This is a genomic window from Methanofollis fontis (assembly GCF_004297185.1).
Classification (GTDB): Archaea; Halobacteriota; Methanomicrobia; order Methanomicrobiales; family Methanofollaceae; genus Methanofollis; species Methanofollis fontis.
Genome location: NZ_PGCL01000002.1, coordinates 583,656 through 605,051 on the forward strand (window position 1 = coordinate 583,656; position 21,396 = coordinate 605,051).

General features: G+C 60.0%; 22 protein-coding genes, 1 tRNA gene and 1 CRISPR repeat array (1 of these 24 cut by a window edge). Of the genes, 13 read left to right on the top strand and 10 right to left on the bottom strand.

From position 1 onward, the window contains the following. Positions 1-222 precede the first annotated feature (222 nt). Both CUJ86_RS06755 and CUJ86_RS06760 read left to right on the top strand, forming a co-directional pair. Positions 223-1,665 (top strand): DHA2 family efflux MFS transporter permease subunit, encoded by a 1,443-nt coding sequence (locus tag CUJ86_RS06755; RefSeq protein WP_130646791.1) that lies wholly within the window; start codon positions 223-225, stop codon positions 1,663-1,665. A 106-nt stretch (positions 1,666-1,771) separates the two neighbouring features. Then, positions 1,772-2,734, top strand: coding sequence for an ion transporter (locus CUJ86_RS06760; RefSeq protein ID WP_130646792.1), 963 nt, complete (start codon positions 1,772-1,774; stop codon positions 2,732-2,734). Between the two features lie 153 nt (positions 2,735-2,887). Here CUJ86_RS06760 and CUJ86_RS06765 read toward each other — a convergent pair. Beyond that, positions 2,888-2,959: transfer RNA gene (locus CUJ86_RS06765), tRNA-Thr, on the bottom strand. Between the two features lie 48 nt (positions 2,960-3,007). Further along, the gene (locus CUJ86_RS06770; protein ID WP_130646793.1) at positions 3,008-3,301 is read right to left on the bottom strand and encodes a DUF3467 domain-containing protein; all 294 of its coding nucleotides are present in this window, start codon (positions 3,299-3,301) and stop codon (positions 3,008-3,010) included. A gap of 40 nt (positions 3,302-3,341) precedes the next feature. Here CUJ86_RS06770 and CUJ86_RS06775 point away from each other — a divergent pair, with 40 nt between their 5' ends. Next, positions 3,342-4,016 carry a CRISPR-associated protein Cas4 gene (locus tag CUJ86_RS06775; protein ID WP_130646794.1) on the top strand — a complete coding sequence of 225 codons (675 nt, stop codon included), beginning with the start codon at positions 3,342-3,344 and terminating at the stop codon, positions 4,014-4,016. Here CUJ86_RS06775 and CUJ86_RS06780 read toward each other — a convergent pair. The 3 genes from CUJ86_RS06780 to CUJ86_RS06790 are packed head-to-tail and all read right to left on the bottom strand — an operon-like array spanning position 4,002 to position 6,213. Next, the gene (locus CUJ86_RS06780) at positions 4,002-4,934 is read right to left on the bottom strand and encodes a DNA polymerase subunit beta (RefSeq protein ID WP_130646795.1); all 933 of its coding nucleotides are present in this window, start codon (positions 4,932-4,934) and stop codon (positions 4,002-4,004) included. The genes CUJ86_RS06775 and CUJ86_RS06780 overlap by 15 nt on opposite strands. Positions 4,935-4,936: 2 nt before the next feature. Beyond that, on the bottom strand, positions 4,937-5,512 hold the full coding sequence (locus CUJ86_RS06785) for an L-threonylcarbamoyladenylate synthase (RefSeq protein WP_130646796.1): 576 nt from the start codon (positions 5,510-5,512) through the stop codon (positions 4,937-4,939). After that, positions 5,512-6,213 (bottom strand): DUF5612 domain-containing protein, encoded by a 702-nt coding sequence (locus tag CUJ86_RS06790; RefSeq protein ID WP_130646797.1) that lies wholly within the window; start codon positions 6,211-6,213, stop codon positions 5,512-5,514. Before CUJ86_RS06790 ends, CUJ86_RS06785 begins: the two co-directional genes overlap by 1 nt. 175 nt (positions 6,214-6,388) lie before the next feature. On the opposite strand from CUJ86_RS06790, the gene CUJ86_RS06795 reads away from it, so the two are divergent. Next, complete coding sequence (locus tag CUJ86_RS06795; RefSeq protein ID WP_130646798.1) at positions 6,389-6,589, top strand: hypothetical protein; 201 nt, start codon at positions 6,389-6,391, stop codon at positions 6,587-6,589. Between the two features lie 34 nt (positions 6,590-6,623). On the opposite strand, the gene CUJ86_RS06800 is transcribed toward CUJ86_RS06795, so the two are convergent. The 4 genes from CUJ86_RS06800 to CUJ86_RS06815 form a co-directional block, all read right to left on the bottom strand. Further along, complete coding sequence (locus tag CUJ86_RS06800) at positions 6,624-8,141, bottom strand: PEGA domain-containing protein (protein ID WP_130646799.1); 1,518 nt, start codon at positions 8,139-8,141, stop codon at positions 6,624-6,626. Positions 8,142-8,243: 102 nt separating this feature from the next. Beyond that, positions 8,244-9,059, bottom strand: a complete 816-nt coding sequence (locus CUJ86_RS06805) for a pyrroline-5-carboxylate reductase family protein (protein WP_165394807.1) — start codon at positions 9,057-9,059, stop codon at positions 8,244-8,246. A 22-nt stretch (positions 9,060-9,081) separates the two neighbouring features. After that, the gene (locus CUJ86_RS06810; protein WP_130646801.1) at positions 9,082-9,726 is read right to left on the bottom strand and encodes a TetR/AcrR family transcriptional regulator; all 645 of its coding nucleotides are present in this window, start codon (positions 9,724-9,726) and stop codon (positions 9,082-9,084) included. Next, positions 9,723-10,922 (bottom strand): aldo/keto reductase, encoded by a 1,200-nt coding sequence (locus CUJ86_RS06815; RefSeq protein WP_130646802.1) that lies wholly within the window; start codon positions 10,920-10,922, stop codon positions 9,723-9,725. The genes CUJ86_RS06810 and CUJ86_RS06815 overlap by 4 nt, the downstream gene beginning before the upstream one ends. A 1,091-nt stretch (positions 10,923-12,013) precedes the next feature. Here CUJ86_RS06815 and CUJ86_RS06820 point away from each other — a divergent pair. Next, on the top strand, positions 12,014-13,198 hold the full coding sequence (locus tag CUJ86_RS06820; protein WP_165394808.1) for a tyrosine-type recombinase/integrase: 1,185 nt from the start codon (positions 12,014-12,016) through the stop codon (positions 13,196-13,198). 91 nt (positions 13,199-13,289) lie between these two features. Further along, a complete protein-coding gene (locus CUJ86_RS11830) occupies positions 13,290-13,442 on the top strand; it encodes a hypothetical protein (RefSeq protein WP_165394809.1) in 153 nt (50 codons plus the stop codon). A gap of 310 nt (positions 13,443-13,752) precedes the next feature. Here the strand turns inward: CUJ86_RS11830 and CUJ86_RS06825 are convergent, their stop codons facing one another. After that, complete coding sequence (locus CUJ86_RS06825; protein ID WP_130646804.1) at positions 13,753-14,592, bottom strand: HFX_2341 family transcriptional regulator domain-containing protein; 840 nt, start codon at positions 14,590-14,592, stop codon at positions 13,753-13,755. A 299-nt stretch (positions 14,593-14,891) separates the two neighbouring features. Between CUJ86_RS06825 and CUJ86_RS06830 the strand changes: the two genes are divergently transcribed. The 7 genes from CUJ86_RS06830 (at position 14,892) to CUJ86_RS06860 (ending at position 20,625) form a co-directional block, all read left to right on the top strand. Further along, entirely contained in the window at positions 14,892-15,137 is a 246-nt protein-coding gene (locus CUJ86_RS06830) for a hypothetical protein (RefSeq protein ID WP_165394810.1), read from the top strand. Beyond that, positions 15,138-15,845, top strand: coding sequence for a hypothetical protein (locus tag CUJ86_RS06835; RefSeq protein WP_130646806.1), 708 nt, complete (start codon positions 15,138-15,140; stop codon positions 15,843-15,845). Between the two features lie 63 nt (positions 15,846-15,908). Continuing rightward, positions 15,909-16,616 (top strand): peroxide stress protein YaaA, encoded by a 708-nt coding sequence (yaaA, locus tag CUJ86_RS06840; RefSeq protein ID WP_165394811.1) that lies wholly within the window; start codon positions 15,909-15,911, stop codon positions 16,614-16,616. Between the two features lie 337 nt (positions 16,617-16,953). After that, the gene (locus tag CUJ86_RS06845) at positions 16,954-17,265 is read left to right on the top strand and encodes a hypothetical protein (RefSeq protein ID WP_130646808.1); all 312 of its coding nucleotides are present in this window, start codon (positions 16,954-16,956) and stop codon (positions 17,263-17,265) included. Then, the gene (locus tag CUJ86_RS06850) at positions 17,262-17,606 is read left to right on the top strand and encodes a hypothetical protein (RefSeq protein ID WP_130646809.1); all 345 of its coding nucleotides are present in this window, start codon (positions 17,262-17,264) and stop codon (positions 17,604-17,606) included. The genes CUJ86_RS06845 and CUJ86_RS06850 overlap by 4 nt, the downstream gene beginning before the upstream one ends. Then, positions 17,603-20,386, top strand: coding sequence for a hypothetical protein (locus CUJ86_RS06855; RefSeq protein ID WP_130646810.1), 2,784 nt, complete (start codon positions 17,603-17,605; stop codon positions 20,384-20,386). Before CUJ86_RS06850 ends, CUJ86_RS06855 begins: the two co-directional genes overlap by 4 nt. Beyond that, positions 20,383-20,625, top strand: a complete 243-nt coding sequence (locus CUJ86_RS06860; RefSeq protein WP_130646811.1) for a hypothetical protein — start codon at positions 20,383-20,385, stop codon at positions 20,623-20,625. Before CUJ86_RS06855 ends, CUJ86_RS06860 begins: the two co-directional genes overlap by 4 nt. A 387-nt stretch (positions 20,626-21,012) precedes the next feature. Beyond that, positions 21,013-21,396: a CRISPR direct-repeat array (repeat unit 30 nt; unit sequence GTTTGAATTCCTCATAGGCAATCTCTGAAC); it runs 2,296 nt beyond the window's last position.

A 21,396-nucleotide genomic window follows, 5' to 3' on the forward strand; every position in this document is an offset into this window, starting at 1 on the left:
GGATTTAGAGAATATAAAGATTCAGGTCGCCGGGCGGAGAACCATCGCCGGCAACAGAACGGGGCGCAGTTGCTCAAACCTCTTCCTTCACCATAAAGTATTCGGAATCTCAGATCCAGGCAAAAGCCAGAACAACAGGAATGTACTGTGCCGGGGGACGTTCTGAATACACACTGGAGGCATTTCATACCGAATATATAGACCCTGCATCAAGGTACTATCATGGGCGGTGAAACCGGATCCCGGAAGATGTCCCCGAAGGAATTATCGATTGTTCTCGTCATCTCGCTCGGTTCGTTCATGGCAGGGCTGGATGCGACCATCGTCAATATCGCACTCCCTGCGATTGGTAAGGCATTCGATGTCTCGACCGTCGATGTATCATGGGTGCTGAACGCCTACCTGATCATCCTGGTCAGTCTGCTGCTCGCCTCGTCCCGCCTGGGAGACATCAGGGGCTACCGTCCGGTCTTCCTCGGAGGTTTCATCGTGTTTACGATCGGATCCGCCATCTGCGGACTCGCTCCGGGCCTTGACGCCCTGATCGGCGCCAGAATGCTCCAGGCGATCGGGGGTGCGACGATTGCGGCGCTCGGATCGGTGATGGTCACCTCCTACCTCGCGGCCTCGCTCAGGGGTCAGGCGCTCGGCATCGTGGCGATGTTCACGATGCTCGGTGCGGCGCTCGGACCGGTCATCGGCGGATTTCTGACGAGCGCCTTCTCCTGGCGGTTCATCTTCTACGTCAACATCCCGGTCGGCATCCTGGCGATTCTGCTCGGTCTGCACGCCATCCCGCGGCTCGCCCCCCCGGCACCGGACGCAAAACTCGATCTGCCCGGAGTCGTGCTCATATTCGTCGCCCTCGGCACCCTCATCTTCGGCCTGACCTCACTCCAGGGTGCGGCAAAAACCGGCGCCATAATAGCACTCATCGTTTCGGCGATCTTCTGGGCCGTCTTCATTCTCCGTGAGCGGAAGGTGGCCGAACCGCTCGTGAACATTGCCCTGTTTAAAAACCGGGCGTTTTCCCTTCAGAATTTCAATATCATGTTCATCCAGATGGGAATGGCCGGCGTGATGATCCTGATACCGTTTTACCTTGAGATGGTCAGGGACCTCTCGACCGACATTGCAGGAGCGGTGCTGCTCGCCCTGCCGATCGGGATGATCCTCACCTCCCCCATCGCCGGCAAAATGTCGGACGTGATCGGGACCAAAAAGCCGATCATCATTGGATTTGTCGTCAGTTCGCTGGCCCTCCTCCTCCTCTCGACGCTCGGGCCCGAATCGAGCATCGGTCATGTGTGCATCTACCTCTTCCTCCTCGGGGCAGGGAGCGGCGTGGCATATGCACCCCTGAACAGTGCGGTGATGGGAGAGTCGCCGGTGAAGGAGCGGGGCACCGCATCCGGTCTCATCAAGATGATGACAAACCTCGGATCCTCCCTGGGGGTGGCACTGGTGATGCTCGTCGCCGCCGCCGCACTCGGCCCGAAGCTCGCCGAGGTGGGGGCACACGCAATTCCTGCCGCAGAACTCTCCAGCGGATTCGATGCGGCATTTCTCTTCCTGATGGGGGTCGAGGTGCTCGGCATCATTCTGATGCTCCTGGTGAAGGAAAAGGAGGGCGTGTCCTCCGCCGAAGCAGGAGCGTTTGTCTGATCGAGCGCACCATGCCTTTGACCCTCAGGACGGTTGGTGCGTCCATGCCAGGAACATACGGGTCCTTCCGGGACGCAAAAGAGCAGGAGATACCGGCGGAGGCAGGATGAAGCCCGAAGAACCCACCCATAAAAGCGTCAAACATCGGATCCACGACATCCTCGAATCGCCGTTCTGGAAGAACAGAACAACGGCCGCGGTCCAGATCACTCTCGCCCTCGTGATCCTGGCAAACAGCGTCGCAGTCGTCATATTCACCATCCCCGGCATTCAGCCGACGACGCAGTCGGTCCTGAATGCGGCCATCACCTTCTGTCTTCTGGTATTCGCCGCAGAATACATTCTCCGCCTCTGGGCCTGCACCTCGGCGCCGACGTTCCGGGAGCGGACTGCCGAACGGTTACGGTTCGCTTCAGGCATCTACCAGATAATCGATCTCATCTCCATACTGCCGCTCTGTTTTCCGATATTCTTCCCCCAGGATTTCGCCCTCCTCCGGATATTCCGGCTGCTGTCGATCTTCAAACTCGGGCGGTATTCCCGCCGGTCCGCCTCGCTCGCCCAGTTGAAACGGGTTCTCCTCAGGAAACGGGAGATCTTCTCCCTGATGATCTTCTTCCTGGTCTTTGTCATCCTCTTCTCCTCGACGGTCATGTATGGCGTCGAACACGATGCCCAACCTGAGAAATTCTCCAGCATTCCCGCCGCCATGTGGTGGGCGATGATGACGGTGACGACGGTCGGATACGGCGACATCTACCCGGTAACCCCCATAGGCCAGACGATCGCCTCGTTCGTGACGATCCTCGGCGTCATGCTCCTCGCACTCCCCTCCGCCATCCTTGCGAGCGGTTTCATCGAGGAACACCAGAGAAAACGTGACGACGGAGGGAGCGAGCGACTCGATGCGGCGGTCACCCTGCTGGAGCGGATGGGGGCGCTGAAGGAAAAGGGGCATCTCACGTCCGGTGAATTTGCGGAGTATAAAGGGCTGATACAACGCCTCTGTCAGGAGGATGAGGGTGGAGGGGGGGAGGAGACAGCAGCCGAGACAACTGCCGGGAAGTGATGAACCGAGGGCGGCACACCGTGCTCGGTGCGGTTCTCCGATCCGCAGGAAATACCATGTAAGCGATCACAGCATATACACGCCTGCCATAACCCGGACCATCAGCGGATTTTTAAGGCCCTGTTTTGAAAAAGAACTGAACAAAATCGAGAGAGCCGCCGGAGGGATTTGAACCCTCGACCTGCTGATTACGAATCAGCCGCTATACCTCTAAGCCACGGCGGCGTACCCAATAATATCGACCTTACGGCTAAAAAAGATAGCGACGGCGGGTCAGGAATAGCCCCGCATCGTGACGTTCGTCTCGCCGGACTTCTCTGAGGGCGCCTGAATCGTCCCGAACTTCTCCTCGTAGTCCTTCATGCTCCGGGAAAGCACGGCGATGAGGTTCTTGGCGTGTCTGGGAGTGATGGAGACAATCGACTTCGCCCGCGCCTGGTTCGTCCCCGGGATCTCGTGGAGGAAGATGAACGTGAACTCATCCTCCTTGTATGCAACCTGGATGCGGTTGGCATAGACCGGGTCGAGACCCTGCGGAACGCTGACCGCGATTTCCTTCTGGCTCATACCATAAGGTATAAGCAGAGGGTGGATAAGGAGTTGTCCCATGGACGATTCCCCCGACCTGATCGGTGTCTCCGCCGTCTCCGCCGCCCACTTCTGCCCCCTTCGTCTCTATTATGACCGCCGGGAGGAGCACGAGGAACCACCGCGCTATGCCGTCTGCAAACAGGTCTCCTACCACCTTGGAGAGCCCTTCGACCCGACGGCGATCTGGCAGGAGATCCTGACCGTGCTGCCCCATGCCGGGAGCGAGGAGCACGAACTCTTCGAGCAGTGCATGGAGAATTGCAGGGACAGGGAATGGGTCCGCTTCTCCGATGCCGACGTGCCGGTCTCATCGCACACCCTCGGCATCCGCGGCGTCGTCGACAAGGCCGATCCGGCCCTGCCCGGTTTTGCGATCACCCGCTCGAGCGAGGCACCTAAGGCCGGCGTCCATGCCACCGACCGCCTGCGGATCGCCTGCTTCACCGCATGTGTCCAGGAAACCCTCGGGCTTGCGGTGGACGGGGGGTATGTAGAGTACGTCCCCTCGGGCGTCATCCGCTTCTGTACCCCCGGACCGCGCGACCGGCGGGCGATGCTCAGGGCAATCGCCGCCGCACAGTCGGTCGAAGCGGGAAAAATCCCGCAAAAACCCCTCAACCCCCGTTGCACCCGCTGCCCCTATCAGGAGAGGTGCAGTCCGGGACCGAAAAAACTCTCAGACCTGCTCTGACTCGAGCAGGCTTCTGGAAACAATATATTCGCCCTTCGCCTCTCTGGTCGTCCCGACGATGAGCCACTGCGTATCGCCGTGCTCCTCCAGCACGCCGGCGGCCTCGATCGTCTCCCCTGCCAGCGCCTGCCCGCAGTAGGTGTGGGTGAAGGAGATCACCCGCGAGACCGACTCGTGCTCCACCTCATAGACGGCCGGCGAATCGAAGGAATGCGAGGCATCGGTGACGACCGCCTCGATCCGGGCCCGCCCGATCTCCCGGCCCCGCCCTGCAGGCGCCGAGGCGAGGGCGTCATAGGAGCGCGTATAGAGGAGATCGAACCATGTGTCCCCGAACTCCCCCCGGTTCCACTTCCTCCCCTCATGGAGGACGAAGACATCAAAAGAGATCTCGGGGACCCGTTTCTCATACACCCGCCGCCACATCTCCTCGCTCATGCCGGGCAGTCTCCCCGCTCCGACAAGGCGGGCGAGCTGCGCCTGCGCCAAGAACCAGGCCGCGCCATAGACCACCAGGTCGATATCAGATGCCCCATTCTCAAGCCCGACAAGCCGAGAACCGGTGCAGCCCACCGATCCCGCCGGGAGATCGAAGTGGGAGAGGAGCGCCGCCACCCTCGGATCCCGTGAGGCGATCCAGTCGATCCGCTCCTCGGGTTTGTAGATCCTCAGGATATCGGCGATGGGCACGCGGTGGAGGCCATCGAGATACTCGGGTTTGTGTGCCCTGATATAGTCGTACGCCGGTTCGAAATCGAGCTTTGTGTAGCGCCGCCCCGCCGGGTCCACACGCTCACCGTCGGGGTCAGGGACATAGCGCAGCACGCACCCGGCCCGTTCGGTGTTGTCATAGGCGGAGACCGCATAGATCCGCCCCTCAATATCCTCTACAAAATCGCGTAACCTGATCGGCTTCATATTCACTCCGCAAGAAAGGCCCCGATCTCCTCGATCCCGGATCCCGGTCGGATCACCCTCCAGTGGAGAAGGTCGACGACCGTGCTCGGAATCCCGGGCAACTGCCCACCGTCGATGAGGAGATCATGGGAAACATGCACATCATTGGCAGAGACCGGATCGGGTCTGCCGTGGATATTCGCTGAGGTCGCCGTGATCGGGGCGTCGAGTTCCCGGATGATCGAGAGGGGCACCGGATGGTCGGGGAAGCGGATGCCGATCATGCCGGTGCCGCCGGTGAGGATTTCGGGGATGCAGGACTTCGCCCTGAGCACCACCGTCACCGGGCCCGGCAGAAAACGGTCGATGAAGGCATCGGCCCGCCGGTCGAGATGGGCGATCGCCGCCAGCATCTCCACATCAGAGACCGCCACCGAGATCGGCATCACACGGGGGCGCATCTTTACCTGATAGACCCGTTCGATTGCGTTTTCTGAGAAGGCGTCCGCTCCGAGTCCATAGATCGTATCGGTCGGATAGACCACCAGTCCGTCCTGCCTGAGCACTGCCACCGCACGCTGAATGATATCCTCGTCCATCAGAACTCCTGCCCCCTGACCCGGTTGATGTCGAATACCGCCCGTTTCGAAACATGCATCACCGCAAACACCCCCGCCTGAATGGGATCGGTGACGACCAGATCCACATGCTTCGTGACACTGCCGGCCATTTTCAGGGCGATGACCGGTATGCCTGCCGCCCGCACCCGCTCGACCGCCCCGGTGATCTGCCCCCCCATAATGGATCCGGCGAGCACCAGAATGCTGGCCCTCGGAAGACGGACGACGGCGTCGACCGCCTCTGCAAGCTCTTTCTCACCGACAAGCGGGAGGGTGTCCACCGAGATCCGTTCGCCGCGGATATTGTGGCGGTCCGCCTCGTTCACGGCACCCATCGCCACCTGCCCCACCTGGGCGCCGCCACCAAAGATGATCACTCTGGAGCCGAAGATTTTTGAGAAGGTGTCGTAGGTTGAGACGTGATGGATCGTCGGGAGACTGAGCAGATCTGCGATCATCTCTCCGACACCCCCCGCACACTCCACTTCGAAATAAAAGAGGGCCCGCCCGGCATCGGCACCGCTCGCCAGGATCGACTGCTGCACCGTCACCACATTCACAGAGTTCCCTGCCATGACCGTGGCGATGTCGCGCAGCACACCGGGCTGATTTTCGGCGATGATGCTGAGTGCATAGAGCTGGACGATAGTGAGCGTTTTGAGATCTTCGGTTTCTTCCATGGGCTGCGAGACAGCGGTCGACGGCTGCCGGCCCTGCCCTCCTCTGTAGCATGAAGATTGCGCACAGAACGACTTAAGGTGATTGGTGGGGGATACGGCCCGATAATACGGCTGGAGGAGTGAGGGGCGGGGGCATGGCGGCATGTTTAAACCGGACCCGGAGTAGTAGGGGGATATGTTCGGGATTGTCGATGCGGTCGAGCACATCGACGGTATTGAGGTGGTCTACCGGCGGGACGGCGAGGAGCGGAGGAGGGTCTTCAGTCAGGATGACCTGATCACCATGGGGATCAACCCCCTGGATCTGCTCCAGGCACCGGAGGGGTTTGCGATCGATCCGGAGAGGGGGGTCGTCACCGAGAAGATGCTCTCATAGGGGGAGCGGACAGTCGAAAAAAAGGATGTGGGGTTCACTCCCGCCGCATCAGCCGCACCAGGCCGAGACCGGCACAGAGCAGGGCGATACAGGGGATGATGGGGGCGGCGGCGGCCTCCGTCGTGGGGGGCACCGCCACCATCTGCGCCGAGACCGGGGTGGTCGCACCCTGGTTCACCGTGATCGTGGAGGTGTAGTCCTGATAACCGTCCAGGGTCAGTCTGATGGTGTAGTCGCCGTAGGCGAGGTTGGGGATCGTCAGCGGCGTGATGCCGTAGTTCTGGTTGTTCAGATAGATCGTCGCACCCGCCGGCGTGGACTCGATGGTCGCCGATCCGGTGCCGACACTGGTGAGCGTGGCGTCGACCGTCGTGGTCTGCCCGGCGGTGACCGAGACCGTCTTCGAGAAGTCCTCATAGCCGGCAAGGCTGATGACCACGGTGTGCTGGCCCGCGGCGATGTCGTTGACGACAAGGCGGTTGTTCTGCGGGGTCACGCCATAGGAGACCCCATCCACAGAAACGGACGCAGTGGCAGGTGTCGAGGCGATGGAGAGCGCACCGCTGGCAGGTTGCGGGATCTGATCCAGGGGTTCGTTCAGGTAGGTGACCTGACCGGTATAGATCCGCACCGTCCCCGACCACTCGGTGTAGCCGGGCAGGGTGAGCTCGACGGTGTGGGAGCCCTGCACCAGACCGCCGATCGTCTGCGGAGTGGTGCCGTGGTAATTGCCGTCGATATAGATATAGGCGCCCTGCGGACTCGATTTCGCCGAGAGCGTGCCATACTGCTCAACCGCCTGCAGGACGGCGTCGACATAGGTGATCTTTCCTGAGACCACCTCTTCGGTCGAGGTGTAGGTCTGATAACCCGGATAGTCGATGGCGATCTGGTAGGTTCCCGGGGCGAGATGGTTCACCTGGTGGGGGGTGGTGCCGTAAAAGGCGCCGTTGATCCTGATGTTCGCACCCTTCGGGGTGGAGGAGAACCCGATGCTGCCGGTGCTGGGGGTGACCGGGTTGAGGGTGAGATACACCGAGGCGTGGTGACCCGCGGGGGGAACGGCCGGGAGGGGTTCGCTCGCAGAGGAATACCCGCTCTTCTCGCCGGTCACCGTCCGCGGCGGCGTCCCGGTGGTCGCCCATTCGACGGTGAGGACGCCCTGCGCCGTCGTGCCCTGATAGGCGCCGTCGAAGTAGATGCTCACGCCGTCCACGTTGGTGTAGACGTCAAACCAGCTCTTCCCGCTTCCTTCGGCCGGCAGGGTCACCACCGCCTGTGATGTCGTCGTCGGCACTGCTGTGGCCAGGGTGGTGGGTGCAGCAGTGGTCGTCGGGGCGGCGGTGGTCGCCGTGGTGGTGGGTGCGACAGTGGTCGTCGGGACAGGTGTGGTCGCCGTGGTGGTGGGTGCAGCAGTGGTCGTCGGGACGGCGGTGGTCGCCGTGGTGGTGGGTACGGCAGTGGTCGTCGGGACGGCGGTGGTCGCTGTCGTTTCAGTCGTCGCCGCCAGTGCCGGCAGACAGAGCAGGGAGAGGATGAAAATCAGACTCATCCATCGAAGATGCAGTCGTAAACGCTCCATGATTACTCAGATACCCCGATGGGAAAAAAACCTGCCGAAACGAAAAAATGAGGGAGGGAGGAACACGGGTTCCTACCCGGTCCTGCCGATCCGCGCCTTCACCTCGGCATGGCGGGTGATGGTGGTCTGGAGGAGACGGTCGAAGAGAGGCGGAAGATCCTCCCCGATCATCTGCACCCCCGCCTCGGTGATCCCACCCGGCGTGGCGACGGCATCGATGATCTCTTCAAAGGTCTCCATCCCCCCATCAAGCAGGGCAGCGGTGCCGATGAAGGTCTCCCGAACGGCAGTCTCCGCCCGTTCCGGTGAGAGCATCCCTGTCCGAACGGCCGATGCCGCACATTCACGGAGGAAGGCGGCGAAGAATGCCGGTCCGCAGGAGGTCAGCGCCGTCATCACCTCGATCTCGTCCTCGCCGCACTCGACCGGGGTGCTGATCGCACCCAGGAGCGAGTGCAGAACCCGCATATCCGATTCATCCGCATTCGGACCGCGGACCACGAGTGTGACACCCTTCAGGGCGGCGGAGGTGATGCTCGGGATCACCCGCACCAGCCGCGCCCCGGTCCACCCGGCAAGGAGCGAGAGGGGGACGTCGCTGGCGATAGATACGAGCAGGGTATCGGCGTCCAGGCAATCTCCAACCTCTTCGAGGACCCCCCTGACGTCTGAAGGCCTGACACAGAGGAATACGACGTCCGCACCCCCTGCAACGGCCCGGTTGCTCCCGAGAGCGGTGATGCCGGTTTCCCGTGCGATTTCGAGCAGGGGTGCGGCGGACCTGCTGGATGCGATCACCTCCTCTGGCGACGCCGCTCCACCCGCGATCAGCGCCCTGATCAGCATCCTGCCCATACTGCCCGTTCCGATTACCCCGATTGTCGGCATGGTTCCCTGTAGGTGTCTGACATCATGGGGGTAAAACCCGATGGTTGGGGGCGTCGGGTCCAGGGTCCGGGCGGGTGCTTGCCCCCCCGATGCCATGCCAGAGCACGCCAAGGCCCGCATCGACGACCTCCTCCGTCGTCAATCCCGGGCACCCTGCACCGGCGACATCGATGATGGCCCCTGCGACCTGCAGCACAATGGCGGATGCGAGGGGGTGGGGAAGGTCGGCGACGATCCCCTGCTCGACCGCCCCGGCATAGACCTCGCCGATCCACACGAAGTCCATATAGGCCTGCTCCTTCACCTCCTCGCAGATGTTCGGGGAGTGGTAGAAGAGGTCGAGAAACGCCCGCTCCTCCGGGTGGGAGATCCCCCACAGGATAAACGTGCGCAGGATGGCGGTGATCCGTTTCCCGGCGGGAAGACCCTCGTCGTCGCCCGCACGCATCGCCTCCGCCATCTCCTTCTTAATGGAGAGGTAGAGTTCGTTGACGAGCGTCTCCTTGTCGCCGAAGTGGTGGAAGAGGAGGCCGGTGGATACCCCGGCCTCGCGGCTGATCTGCGCCGTCGGCGTGGCGTGGAACCCCTGCGTAACAAAGAGGTGGAGGGCCGCACGGAGGAGCTTCTCCCGGGCGGTCTCCCGGGGGGCGGAATCAGGCATCATCATTCTGTCTGCTGCCGGGTCACCATCATCTTTACGAGGGGCTTCATCAGCCTCGTCTGGAGGCCGTCGAGGTCCCGCGAGACCTTCTCCAGTTCGTCGGGTATAGCGATCCCCTGCGGGCAGGCCTTCATGCATTTCCCGCATTTCCGGCAGAGGGAGGCGTTCGAGGGGTTGTCATCGAAGCCGATCACCTGCATGATATAGAAGGCACGGATCATCATCCGGTTGCCCCCCATGTGATACTGGTTGTAGGAGGCGAAGCACTGCGGGATGTTCACCCCGAAGGGGCAGGGCATACAGTAGGCGCATCCGGTGCAGCCCACCCGGATCTTCGCCTTGTAGGTTGCCGCCACCCGCTCCACCACGGCGTGTTCGGCGTCCGTCATGGCACCGGGCAGTGCCTCCTCGCAGGTGGCGATGTTCTCGGTGATGTTCTCCTCGTCGTTCATGCCGGAGAGGACGACCGTCACCTCCGGGTGGTCCCAGACCCACCGCAACGCCCACGCCGCCGGACTCCGGGCGATGCCGGCATCATCATAGACCGCCTGCACTTCATCCGGGACGTTTCGTCCAAGCATGCCGCCGCGGAGGGGCTCCATGATCATCACGGCGAGGCCCTTCGAGGCGGCGTAGTGCAGCCCCTCGGTCCCTGCCTGGATCTCCTCGTCGAGGTAGTTGTACTGGATCTGGCAGAAGGTCCAGTCATAGGCGTCGACGATCTCCCGAAAGGTCTTCCTGTCGCCGTGAAAGGAGAAGCCGATGTTTCTGATCTTCCCCGCAGCCCGTGCATCTTCAAGGAAGGAGATGACGTCGAGATCCTGGAGTTTTTTCCAGGAACGCGCCTCCAGGGAGTGGAGGAGGTAGTAGTCGATGTGGTCGGTGCCGAGCCTCTTCAACTGGACATCGAGGATGCGGTCCATGTCCTGGCGGCCCTTCACGAGCCAGGGGGGGAGCTTGTCGGCGACGAACACCCGCTCTCGGTAGCCGTCTGCAAGGGCCTTTGCAAGGAGTTTCTCGCTCTCGCCATTGTGGTAGGGGTAGGCGGTGTCGATGTAGTTGACACCGCGGTCAATGGCGCCCCTGATCTGGCGGATGGCGCGCTCCTCGTCGATCCGGCCAAAACGCGTCGGGAGACGCATGGCACCAAAGCCGAGTGCCGAGAGGCGGTCGCCGTTTTTGGGTACGCTTCTATACTGCATGGGTATCACGTCAAGGGGGGTTCGGTCCAATAGTTCATGCCGATGCTGCTGCCCCATCCGGGCACGGAACATCGCATCAAATGATTCCTTGCTCATCCGGTCTTTCGCACCGATTGTTCCGTTCAATCGCCATCCCACCGGAGTGCGGCGGTCCGACATACTGACTGATTGCTCAGTCACGTGCGCATTCTGGTGCGCAATGATGGAATAAATATTTGTCGCTGCATCTCCCGCTCCGGCATACGCCACCTACCAGAAAAAAGAATGACAGATCCGCCCTGGCCTCGAAGGTCGTTTCGCTAAAGACGCAGTTCAGGAACCAGCAATAGGCATAAAAGAGGGCATCTTCTCTGATGAAGGCTTCACCGTCCCTTGATGAAAGAATCTACTGTAGCGGCGCAGAAAATGCCGTTTTCGTGCGCTATTCTTCCCAGGGAGGGGGCGGCGCCGGAGTTCATCGCCGCACTGCAGGCGATCTTCGCGGTCTTTCCAGGACCGTGCAGTGATCGGCACACTCTATTCGGTCGTACAGGAGAGAGAGGCACGATAGACCGGCGGTTTCACGATAGAAAAAGGTACAGACTGCCCCGGATTGACGGCAGATCCAGAGAATGAATGGAATTTTAATGGCATATCAGCCGCAGATTTGCGGGCATTCCCGCCCTTTCCCCTGCCCCCTCCATCCCATCCCGGCCGCGCACCCGGCGATTACCACCACGACCCCCCGGAGATCCCCGGAAAACAGGGGTGAGATCAGGATGGTTCGGCTCGGCCCTGCATTTCAGAGACGGAATGCCGGATTTCTGAACGGGGTCCGAAATGAAGAGATCCGGATCAGGGGAAATGGAAAAAGGGGCCATAATTGGCGAGATTGCGGGAGAACGGAGAGGGCAGACAGGACACGACAGGAGCAATGTCTTTTAAAAAAGGTCGGGATGCATCACCCCGAATATTGATGCGATAGCCGGGATTCTAGGAGAGAATGTAGGGAATCCATTACGTTTTTCATATATAAAGACCTACAACCAGACATGGAAAACGGCCGGTTTCACCCCACGTCAGAACAGTATGAACAGCAGACGGAAACCGCCATGGAACGGGCCCTATCCGACGGAACACTCACAGAAACCGAAGCGTCACACCTCCGGGAATTTGTGGCCGAAATCTCTGCGACCCGCCACATCTCCCCCAGCCGGCGCTACAAACTCACCTACTTCACGATCGTCTGCCGCCGGTTCATGAAACGCCCCTGGCACGACCTCACGATCGGCGACCTCTACGCCGGGGTGCAGGCCCTCACCACCGCCCGGAACGACGACGGCAGCCTCCGATACAAGCCCAACACACAGCTCGACCTCGTCTCCCACATCAAACGTTACGCCCTCTGGCTGATCGAGAACCACTACTCCGCCATGCCCGCTGAGAAGGTGCGGAAGATCCGCCCCCCCGCCCCGGACCGGATGACAACCACGGCCGCCGACCTCCTCACCGAAGAGGACATCCGCGCCATGATCGAGGCCGCAAAGACCGTCAAGGACCGGGCGTTCATCGCCGTGCTCTACGAGTCCGGGTGCCGGATCGGCGAACTCGCCCAGATGAAATGGAAGGACGTCCGCTTCGAGGAATGGTGCGCCTGGCTCAACACCGACGAAAAGACCGGCAAGCCCCGCCTCATCCCCCTGATCATGTCGCGGGAGTACCTGGCCCAGTGGCGCAACGACTACCCCCTCCCCATGAGCGGCGACGCCCTGATCTTCGTCACGAACAACACCTTCAAACCGATAAAATATGAATCGGTCATCAAACAACTCCGCCTGATCGCTAAACGCGGCGGCGTGCAGAAACATATCAGAGGGCACATCTTCCGGCACAGCCGGATCACCCACCTCATCCAGCAGGGCATGAGCGAGTCCATCGTGAAGCGGGTGGCATGGGGCGGGGAGTCGCGCATGATCGAACGCTACGCCCACCTCACCGATGCCGACACCGCAGCGGCAGCCGCAAAACTCGCCGGGATCACCCCCCCGAACACGAAGAAACGGTCAAAGGCGATGGACCCGATCCAGTGCCAGACCTGCGGCCGGATCAACGGCCCGACCGACGACTTCTGCCGGAAGTGCGGGAGTGCGATCAGCGAGAGGGCGAAAGCGAGCGTGGAGAGCCTCTCGGCCGACATGCGTCTTGTGATGGCGAATGAGCCCGGGATCGTCATCGAGGCGGCCCGCCGGATCCGCACGGAGGGGCCGGGCCGGGGCCAGGGGCAGAACCGTTCATAAGAAACGCTGAATACTGCCGGGGGCGAAGAGAGGGATATACAGCAGGAGAGAGGACTACGATGCACGTCATGAAATTGCCGGGGGGGAGGGGATGATCGCCGCCCAGGACCGGGGTGCCCCTGCCATCCCGCACCGCACCCTCACCCCGGACCTGCTCAACGCCCTCGACCCCTTCTACCGGGCGGTGGCCGAGGTGCTCATCGAGCGGGGGGAGTGGACGCTGGAGAGCGGCGGGCGGGAGTGAAGAAGAGATCTCGCGCCGGACCCCGGGGATAAGAGATGTCACTGAAATCGGTCAAAAAATGATTGGAATCCGGGGAAGACAGATAAAAAATTTATTTCTTTTTTCCACCGGACTTTGACGGGGCATGATTCGGGTTCATCTGATTTGACCGGTTATCTGCTGCTGCCTTATAACTTGGATTGTTCGGGTTCTTTGCATCTGCCCGTTGATTGCGTGCCATGATCGTCCTCCTTTGTCCATGTGTTCAATATGCCATACCTCACACCGCATTTTCAGATGCCGCATGCTACATTGTAACACCTCAGAAAATTCAGATCATCCCGTTGATACAGGCAACATATTTTCCAGATTCGGTAATGTATATAATATTATTTCTTCCAGAACGCTCCCTTCGAATGTATCCACTCCTCTCAAGCGGACCAAGGTATTTTTTTTCAAGTTTGATGGCCTGTGCTATTGATTCCTCACGTTTACTGACAGATTTATCACTGGAATCTTTTTTAAAGACCTCTTTTGATGCCGACGGGATGGCATCCACATGGATCTCGAAACCTTCGACCCCCTCTGTATGTAAGAATTCTCTGATCGACGTTGTTCGTAATCCCCTGTCTTCCTGATATAGTTTAATGAGAATTTTCTGGCAGACAGAATTTGGCAGGTCGAACTCAAAATTTTCAAACGCGAACGTATTTCCGCTCTCACAAATGCTGAGACCGTGTTCTTCAAAAGAGTGGTAATCCAGGGCATAGGTTTCTGCAGAAACATAATACACAGTTGCGCCATTGGCCATTCCAGCAAGGGCCGCCCCGATAGCAGTTTTTCTGCCGCAGGCCGAAACATTCAGGTGAACACTATTCCCATTTCCATGTTCCTCTTTTATAATGGCAGAGATGTGCCGCATCACTTCCAGGATATCAAAGAGTTCGACTTCTACCTGGACGGTTTCAATTTTTCTCTTCTCAAAAAACGTCCGGACTTTTCCGGTGAAGTAGATCTGTCGTTCCAGCATTACATCCGCATAATTGCCGGTGTTTTTCGTCACTGAAAGAATATAGACACGATCGACACTGTGTTTTTTGAAGGGTGCAACCGCCCGGTCATACTCATGGCCGAGGGGGAGGATGTGCACGATCTCCTGAAGGCCTGCCATAGAAGATGATCCAGTTGTAGATGTTAATAATGTTATAGATGTTATGGATATTATTCACATAAATATATACGACAATTCCAGATCCCTACTGTTTGTCCAAAGGATGAACAGACATGAGAACCAATTTACAGCCACTCAATGGCAAAAGGAAAGTGTTTCGTGCAACGGTTGGACAGCACGACGTATTCGAGACTGAATCGGGTATGCGAAGAAAGGTAGTGCTCACTGACCTCCGGGATTCAAGGAATCGGTATCTGGAGAACCATGTTTCTATCATCGACCCCGTCTCGGTGAGACTGTTGGCGTTCCTGGAAGAGGGTGACCTGATCCAGTTCACGGCCTTAGTCTACGAATATGTAAAAGGATACAAGGGGGAGGACCCCGAACTACGGATGAGTCGCCCCATCGGGATCGATTATGGTCTCTGGGATGTCCGTGACGCCATCAAGTTGAACATCAGCAAGGAAAGACCCCGTCCTCCGGTGTTCCCTTCCGTTGACGAACTGAAAAAGAACAAGAGGATCAATGCAGGAGTGTGTCTATAGATGCCAGACTCATGGACCCGCACCCTGCAGGCCTATTGCTATCAGGTTAATCTCAAGGAGTATCATAAGAGAGAGAATTTCCCGGGATACTTCAACCAGGAAATTTACGGTGACCGACGCAGCACGATGGCATTTGAGGACTATTTTAGGTCTCACTCTTCCATGATCGAGCCCTGGTATGAGGTTGTGTTATGGAAGATGTACAGCCAGAAATACGGCAACGGACAGGGGGATAGGATTATCAGGCAGATTCCCCGTTACAATGCTGAACATCCCGAAAACCTTCGTTCAGAAGTTGACCGGTTCAGGGAGTCGCTGGATCAAACCGCGTTTGAAAGTTTAGCCAGTATGCTGGGATATAAGGCGGCGTTTGCAATGGTTGCCACATTCACGGCGTTCATCGATCCTGAACAGTTCCCGATGGTGGATAGGCATGTGGCTGCATGGGTCAACAAACACTATGCCCGGTTCAATGCGGCAAACCCCAATGCACCTGAGTTGATTCCCTTTGCGTCTGGCAAGACCTGGGGTTCACCTAGCCTGACAATAGAGGATTTTTCGTCATATGTCCGATGGATCTTCTGGACCAGGTATGCAGTGGAGGTATTGTCTCGAAAGACAGGCGTCCACTGGAGGGCCCGGGATGTTGAAATGGCGGTTTTCACCGCAGGGAGGGGTCGTTTCACACTGAACCCCTTACGCCCCTAACATTTTTCGAAGGGATTGGTCAGCATGAGATGTAATCAGACCTTAAAAACAACGGAGAGTCAGATGTCGGGCGGAACCATTTGTTTCATACCATGTTGCAAGTCAAAAAATCCAGTAAAATCTTCGGCGCAGTCCTCAACCCTCTGGTATGAGAACGCATCTTTTGGTCAGATGCTTCTGAAAGGGAGGGATTCGATGAAAGCACGAATAGATATGGACGCCCCTCAGACAGAGGCGTTATCCCTGTATTCCGGGCACTTTTATCGCGTTCTGGACAAACAACGCATAACCGATAAAATTCAGAACGATAGCCTTCGTGTTTTCATTCTTTCCGCAGGTTATGGGATTGTGGAGGCACAGGAGTTCATTCAGGATTATGATGCGAAGATGGAAGGGTCGATTGCTCGCACATGGAAGAACGAAGGGCTTACAAAAATTATTGCTGAAACCCTCCTGAAATACCAGCCCGATAAGGTGTTTGGTTTTTTTGCAGGTGAGAAGAACTGGGCAGGGTCCATATCGAAATACCGATATTTTTATTCAGAAGGGGTGAAACAGGCACTATCTCAGGGATTGAAGGCTACTGAGGCGGGCTGTTTCTACCGGGCAGAAGGACAGAGTGCCGGACCAATACTCTCTGCACTCGGGTTGTGTTTTATGGAGGCAGTCTCCTCAGATTTCTCGGATGCTGTTATCAACAGCGTAAATGAGGGCGGCTTCAGACCTGATCGCTACCCATCGGTTCTGCTGAAATACGACCGGTTTGTATAATGGGGAATAATGCTCTCCTGAGGGTGACCAGCGGGAACCCACATTTTTCCATCTGAACCAGCGCCAGGAGGCGCGCGCAAAGCCCCTCCACCCCGGTTCCGCACCATTATACGCCCCGTTGAATATTTCCCGGCCATATCTTCCCGACCCCATCCGACCCCAACAGATCCCCCCGTCGGCCCGTTCACTTTCGGGATCCACCCGGTAAAGAAGCGATTAAATACGATGAATTGTCTCTTACAGAACGCTCGGCTCTCCTTTATACCTGCTCACGACCACCATTCAGTTGTGTGCGGCCCCCCTGGAACGGCATGGGGTCCACACAGGAGAACCGAGCATGAGACGAAACCATGCAGACGACCGACCCGGCACTGACCGGGGAGGAACCAGAAATGGAACCGACAGAACAGACCAAAACGGCAGCTCCCACGACACCGCGTGCGCCAACACTGGACCGGGGAAGACTGCCACCCTTGTATCGGCACGGCAGGAGATAAATCCCGCCGATCCGGTGCCGCTCTACCTGGTGCCGCCGGTGCTCGCCCGGGAGATCCGGCGACTCGGCGGGCAGATCACCGAGATGCACGTGATGCTGGGGGCCTCGCACCAGTATGCGATCACCCTTGTGACGCGGGGGGGAGCGGAATGAACGAGGAGATCGGCAGCCTCCGCCTGGGGGCGGGGGAGAACCTCCACATCCTGATCGGACGGGAGCGATTCCGGATCAACCGGGCCGACCTCCGGCCCCTGCTCGTCCACGGCCACGCCGTGCCGGTGACGACCACCCTGACCGAGGAGATGGAGGACGGCACCCTGATCACCGAGACCGAGATCGTCGGCCACGCCGGGCTGAACCTCTCGGGGAGGGCGGTGCGGATCTTCACGACCTCTGGGTGTTTCATCATCCCGCTGGTCTCGTTCCGCCGGGTGGCCCGGGGGGAGGCCGTCTCGGCGCCGCTCTTCCCCCTGGTGGCGGAGGGGTATCCATGATCGCCGCAGCCCTCGCGGCCCTGGTGCCGCCCGGGGATGTGGTGGAGGTGCGGGCCCTCTCGGACCGCTTCACCCACTCCGGCTACTTTGACGACCTCACGCGATGTGCGGAGGCGGTGGCGGCCCTGGACGCCGACCCGGACCTGAAGGGGATCTATATCACCCTGAACCGCGTGGACCCGGCCCTGCTCGCCCGGCGGGCGAACCGGGTGAAGATGCGGCTCTCCCGGAGCGACCCAACGACCTCTGACGCCGACATCCTCTCTCGCCGCTGGCTCCCGGTCGACCTCGACCCGGTGCGGCCGAGCGGGGTCTCCTCGACGGACGACGAGCACGAGGCGGCATTGCGCAAAGCGGACGAGATCGCCCTCTGGCTCAGCGACCGGGGCTTCCCCGCCCCCATCCGGGCCGACTCAGGGAACGGGGCGCACCTGCTCTATGCGGTGGACCTCGCAAACGACGACGGGGGGCTCGTGAAGGGGGTGCTCACCACCCTGGACGCGTTGTTCTCCGACGAGCACGTCACCGTAGACACCGCCAACTCGAACCCCGCCCGGATCTGGAAACTCTATGGGACGTGCTCCCGAAAGGGCGACCACACCCCGGAACGCCCGCACCGCCGGGCACGAATGCTCTCGGTGCCCGGGGAGGTGGAGACCGTCCCGGTTGATCTCCTGCGGTCGATCGCCGCCCTCCTCCCGACCGAGGCCCCGGCGCCGGCAAAGCAGTCCCCCTTCGACCTCGGGATGTGGCTCAGTGAGCACGGCATCGCCGTCCGGGGCACCCGCCCCTGGCAGGGGGGCACCCTCTATGTGCTGGAGGACTGCCCGTTCTCAGGCGCCCACCACGACGGCGCCTTTGCCATACAGTTCCCCTCGGGAGCGGTCCACGCCGGATGTCATCATGCCTCCTGCGGCGGCGGGGTGCAGCGCTGGCCCGAACTCCGGGACCGCTTTGAACCCCGGGAGAAGAGGGCGCAGAGGAGGAAGAGGGAGGAGGTGCCGCCACCTCCCCCGCCCCCTTCCCCGGCGCCGGAGGTCCGCGAGTGGGCGATGGAGATCCTCACCGCCGGCGACCCGCTCCGGTTCCTCCTGGACGCATTCAACCGGGAGCACGTCGGCGACCGCATCGTGGCCGAGTGCCTGGTGATGTCCCTGGCCTCGCAGTCGGTGGAGAACACAAACGGCCTCCATGTGTCCGTCTCCGGCACCTCGGGGAAGGGCAAGAGCCACGCCTGCACCACGATGCTCAAGCAGGTCCCTGAGGGCTATCGCATGGCCGGCAGCGTCTCCAACAAGGCGCTCTACTACCACGAGGAACTCCGGGCAGGCACGGTCTTCCTCTTCGATGACGTCAGCCTCTCCGACGACCTCCAGGAGGTCCTGAAGGCAGCAACGGCAAACTTCAGGCAGCGGATCGAGCACCGCACCGTCACCGCCGACCGCAAGCTGCAGGTCTGCCGGATACCGGACCGCTGCGTCTGGTGGCTGGCACGGGTCGAGGACCCGGGCGACGACCAGGTGATGAACCGCATGCTGACGGTCTGGATCGACGACTCCCTTGAGCAGGACGCCCGGGTGCTCGCCCACATGAAGGAGGCCGAGGCCAGGGAGGACGGTGGCGACGGCGAGGACGCAGACCTCCCCATCTGCCGGGCGGTCTGGGATATTCTCAAGGAGGAACGCCTCCATGTCTCCATTCCCTATGCCGGGCGCATCCAGTTCTCGGCCACGGCCAACCGCCGCAACCCTGGCATGCTCTTCGACCTGATCAAGGCCTGCGCCCTGCTCCACCGCTTCCAGCGGGAGGAGTACGACGGTGGCATCCGGGCGAATCGGCAGGACTTCGAGACCGCCGCCCGGATCTATGCGGCGATCAATGGCGAGTCCGGCGGGCAGGAGACGAAACTCACGAAGAACGAGGCGGCGGGGCTCGCCACGGTCGAGGCGATGGGGTGGGAGCAGTTCACGATCCGCATGCTGCAGTCGGCCCTGGGGCTTTCCTACCACCAGACCTACCGGATCCTCAACGGCTACACCAGCCGCGGCACCACCTACTCCGGCCTCCTGGAGAAGTGCCCGGCGGTGAGCTACTTCGACACCACGGTCACCGAGGACGGGCCCGGGCAGGTGGTCCGCCGGAGGGAGCACCTCTTCTCCTTCGATCCCGCGGTCTACCGCCGCTGGGCGCGGGGTGCGGCGGTGTGGATCGATGATGAGGGGGACGACGACCGGGACGATGGTCCCGGCCCCTCCGACTCTTGCAACGTTCCAGCAGGTTTACCGCAGGATTGCAGCACCGACTACAACGATCAGGAGGCGAGGAGAGACGTTGGATCTGACAGTACTAGTACAGATAGAGAGACGCGTCTCTCTCTTAGTACTAAAGTACAGCAGAACACACACACAGCCCCTGGCACCGGTGCGGGTGCGGGTGTGTGTGGGTGTGTGTGCGATCCCCGGAATGTTGGAAGGGACGGGACGATACCGACGGCATGTGGAGAAAATCACGATCAGCGACTAAATCTTCGTCTGCCGAGTTGTGACAGCCTCTGCAACCCGCTGAAAACCAATGCAAAGAGGGGGGCGGTGCCGCAAGAGTGCCTGCCGGGCGTGCTGGAGCACACCGAGTTTACGCGGGTCTCGAGCGATCTCGGGCGCTGCACCCTCTGCGGGGAGGGGCGGGCGGTGTTCGTTTCTGAGGACCGCCGGACGGTGCTCTGCGAGGGATGTTATGCCCGTCTCGTGCGGACCTGGAACATGCAGAAGGGGATCGCATGATCCCCCTCGACCCCCTCCAGACGCCAGCGGTGGTGCTCGGGATGATGGGGGCGGTGCTGGTGGCCGGGCAGAGTCCTGGCGTGCGGGCGTGTGGGTTTGGAGCGTGGGTGATCGGGAACCTGTTCTGGGTGGCGTATGGGGCGGTGACCGGGAACGTGTACGTGGTGGTGATGTTCGCGTTCTACTGGGTGACGGCGGTCGTGGGGGCGAGGAATGCGGGGAGGGGTGCTGCAGGGTGAGTGTTCAAGGAGGAGGGACCAGGTCGGGACCAAGATCAGGACGGGGTTGACCATTATCGAGAAGCCGACAAGAAACGAACAGCGGTACCGCCTCACGGCGCTGGGGCGCGCCCGGGAGGATGAAGGGGAAAGGCGGTGATGGGGGCAGCAACACCTGGCATTCTCATTTTAAGATGTCGTTGTTCTCTTGTGGAGTACTGGGGAGACGATGTTGTTTGAGTGGATTATACCTTTTGGCCGTTGGTCTAAAACAAGAGAATAGGAGTGGGTGAATGGATCAACCAGCGGCGGGAGTAGGATGGAAAGAATGATTCTGGGGTTTTTGGCAGGTTATAATCCTCACGTTCCGAGCAGATAGGAGAGGGAGATACCTCCAGATATGTTTCAAAAGGAATTCCTCATAGGCAATCTCTGAACCATAAAGGAGGGCGTGAATGAATCGGTGATAAAACTGAGTTTGAATTCCTCATAGGCAATCTCTGAACAGTAAATCCAGACGATGAGGAGGAGGGATCGGGCGAGTTTGAATTCCTCATAGGCAATCTCTGAACTGCCTGGGTGTGTCGGCGAGGCGCCGCCGGTGCGGGGTTTGAATTCCTCATAGGCAACCTCTGAACGCTCCTTTGTCCCGGCATATGTCCGGGCAGGAGTTAGGTTTGAATTCCTCATAGGCAATCTCTGAACTCCCGATGGCGACCGGCAACAACGGCTCGATCCACAGTTTGAATTCCTCATAGGCAATCTCTGAACCTTGGCAGCGATCTGGTGGTG

Bases quoted from the DNA above. Each gene is read 5' to 3' on its own strand.
- yaaA (WP_165394811.1), top strand. From the start codon at position 15,909: ATGTCGGGCGGAACCATTTGTTTCATACCATGTTGCAAGTCAAAAAAT.
- CUJ86_RS06755 (WP_130646791.1), top strand. From the start codon at position 223: ATGGGCGGTGAAACCGGATCCCGGAAGATGTCCCCGAAGGAATTATCG.
- CUJ86_RS06860 (WP_130646811.1), top strand. From the start codon at position 20,383: ATGATCCCCCTCGACCCCCTCCAGACGCCAGCGGTGGTGCTCGGGATG.
- CUJ86_RS06815 (WP_130646802.1), bottom strand. From the start codon at position 10,922: ATGCAGTATAGAAGCGTACCCAAAAACGGCGACCGCCTCTCGGCACTC.
- CUJ86_RS06770 (WP_130646793.1), bottom strand. From the start codon at position 3,301: ATGAGCCAGAAGGAAATCGCGGTCAGCGTTCCGCAGGGTCTCGACCCG.
- CUJ86_RS06760 (WP_130646792.1), top strand. From the start codon at position 1,772: ATGAAGCCCGAAGAACCCACCCATAAAAGCGTCAAACATCGGATCCAC.
- CUJ86_RS06820 (WP_165394808.1), top strand. From the start codon at position 12,014: ATGGAACGGGCCCTATCCGACGGAACACTCACAGAAACCGAAGCGTCA.
- CUJ86_RS06785 (WP_130646796.1), bottom strand. From the start codon at position 5,512: ATGGACGAGGATATCATTCAGCGTGCGGTGGCAGTGCTCAGGCAGGAC.
- CUJ86_RS06810 (WP_130646801.1), bottom strand. From the start codon at position 9,726: ATGATGATGCCTGATTCCGCCCCCCGGGAGACCGCCCGGGAGAAGCTC.
- CUJ86_RS11830 (WP_165394809.1), top strand. From the start codon at position 13,290: ATGATCGCCGCCCAGGACCGGGGTGCCCCTGCCATCCCGCACCGCACC.
- CUJ86_RS06795 (WP_130646798.1), top strand. From the start codon at position 6,389: ATGTTCGGGATTGTCGATGCGGTCGAGCACATCGACGGTATTGAGGTG.
- CUJ86_RS06780 (WP_130646795.1), bottom strand. From the start codon at position 4,934: ATGAAGCCGATCAGGTTACGCGATTTTGTAGAGGATATTGAGGGGCGG.
- CUJ86_RS06850 (WP_130646809.1), top strand. From the start codon at position 17,262: ATGAACGAGGAGATCGGCAGCCTCCGCCTGGGGGCGGGGGAGAACCTC.
- CUJ86_RS06790 (WP_130646797.1), bottom strand. From the start codon at position 6,213: ATGGAAGAAACCGAAGATCTCAAAACGCTCACTATCGTCCAGCTCTAT.
- CUJ86_RS06845 (WP_130646808.1), top strand. From the start codon at position 16,954: ATGAGACGAAACCATGCAGACGACCGACCCGGCACTGACCGGGGAGGA.
- CUJ86_RS06835 (WP_130646806.1), top strand. From the start codon at position 15,138: ATGCCAGACTCATGGACCCGCACCCTGCAGGCCTATTGCTATCAGGTT.
- CUJ86_RS06775 (WP_130646794.1), top strand. From the start codon at position 3,342: ATGGACGATTCCCCCGACCTGATCGGTGTCTCCGCCGTCTCCGCCGCC.
- CUJ86_RS06805 (WP_165394807.1), bottom strand. From the start codon at position 9,059: ATGCCGACAATCGGGGTAATCGGAACGGGCAGTATGGGCAGGATGCTG.
- CUJ86_RS06855 (WP_130646810.1), top strand. From the start codon at position 17,603: ATGATCGCCGCAGCCCTCGCGGCCCTGGTGCCGCCCGGGGATGTGGTG.
- CUJ86_RS06800 (WP_130646799.1), bottom strand. From the start codon at position 8,141: ATGAGTCTGATTTTCATCCTCTCCCTGCTCTGTCTGCCGGCACTGGCG.
- CUJ86_RS06825 (WP_130646804.1), bottom strand. From the start codon at position 14,592: ATGGCAGGCCTTCAGGAGATCGTGCACATCCTCCCCCTCGGCCATGAG.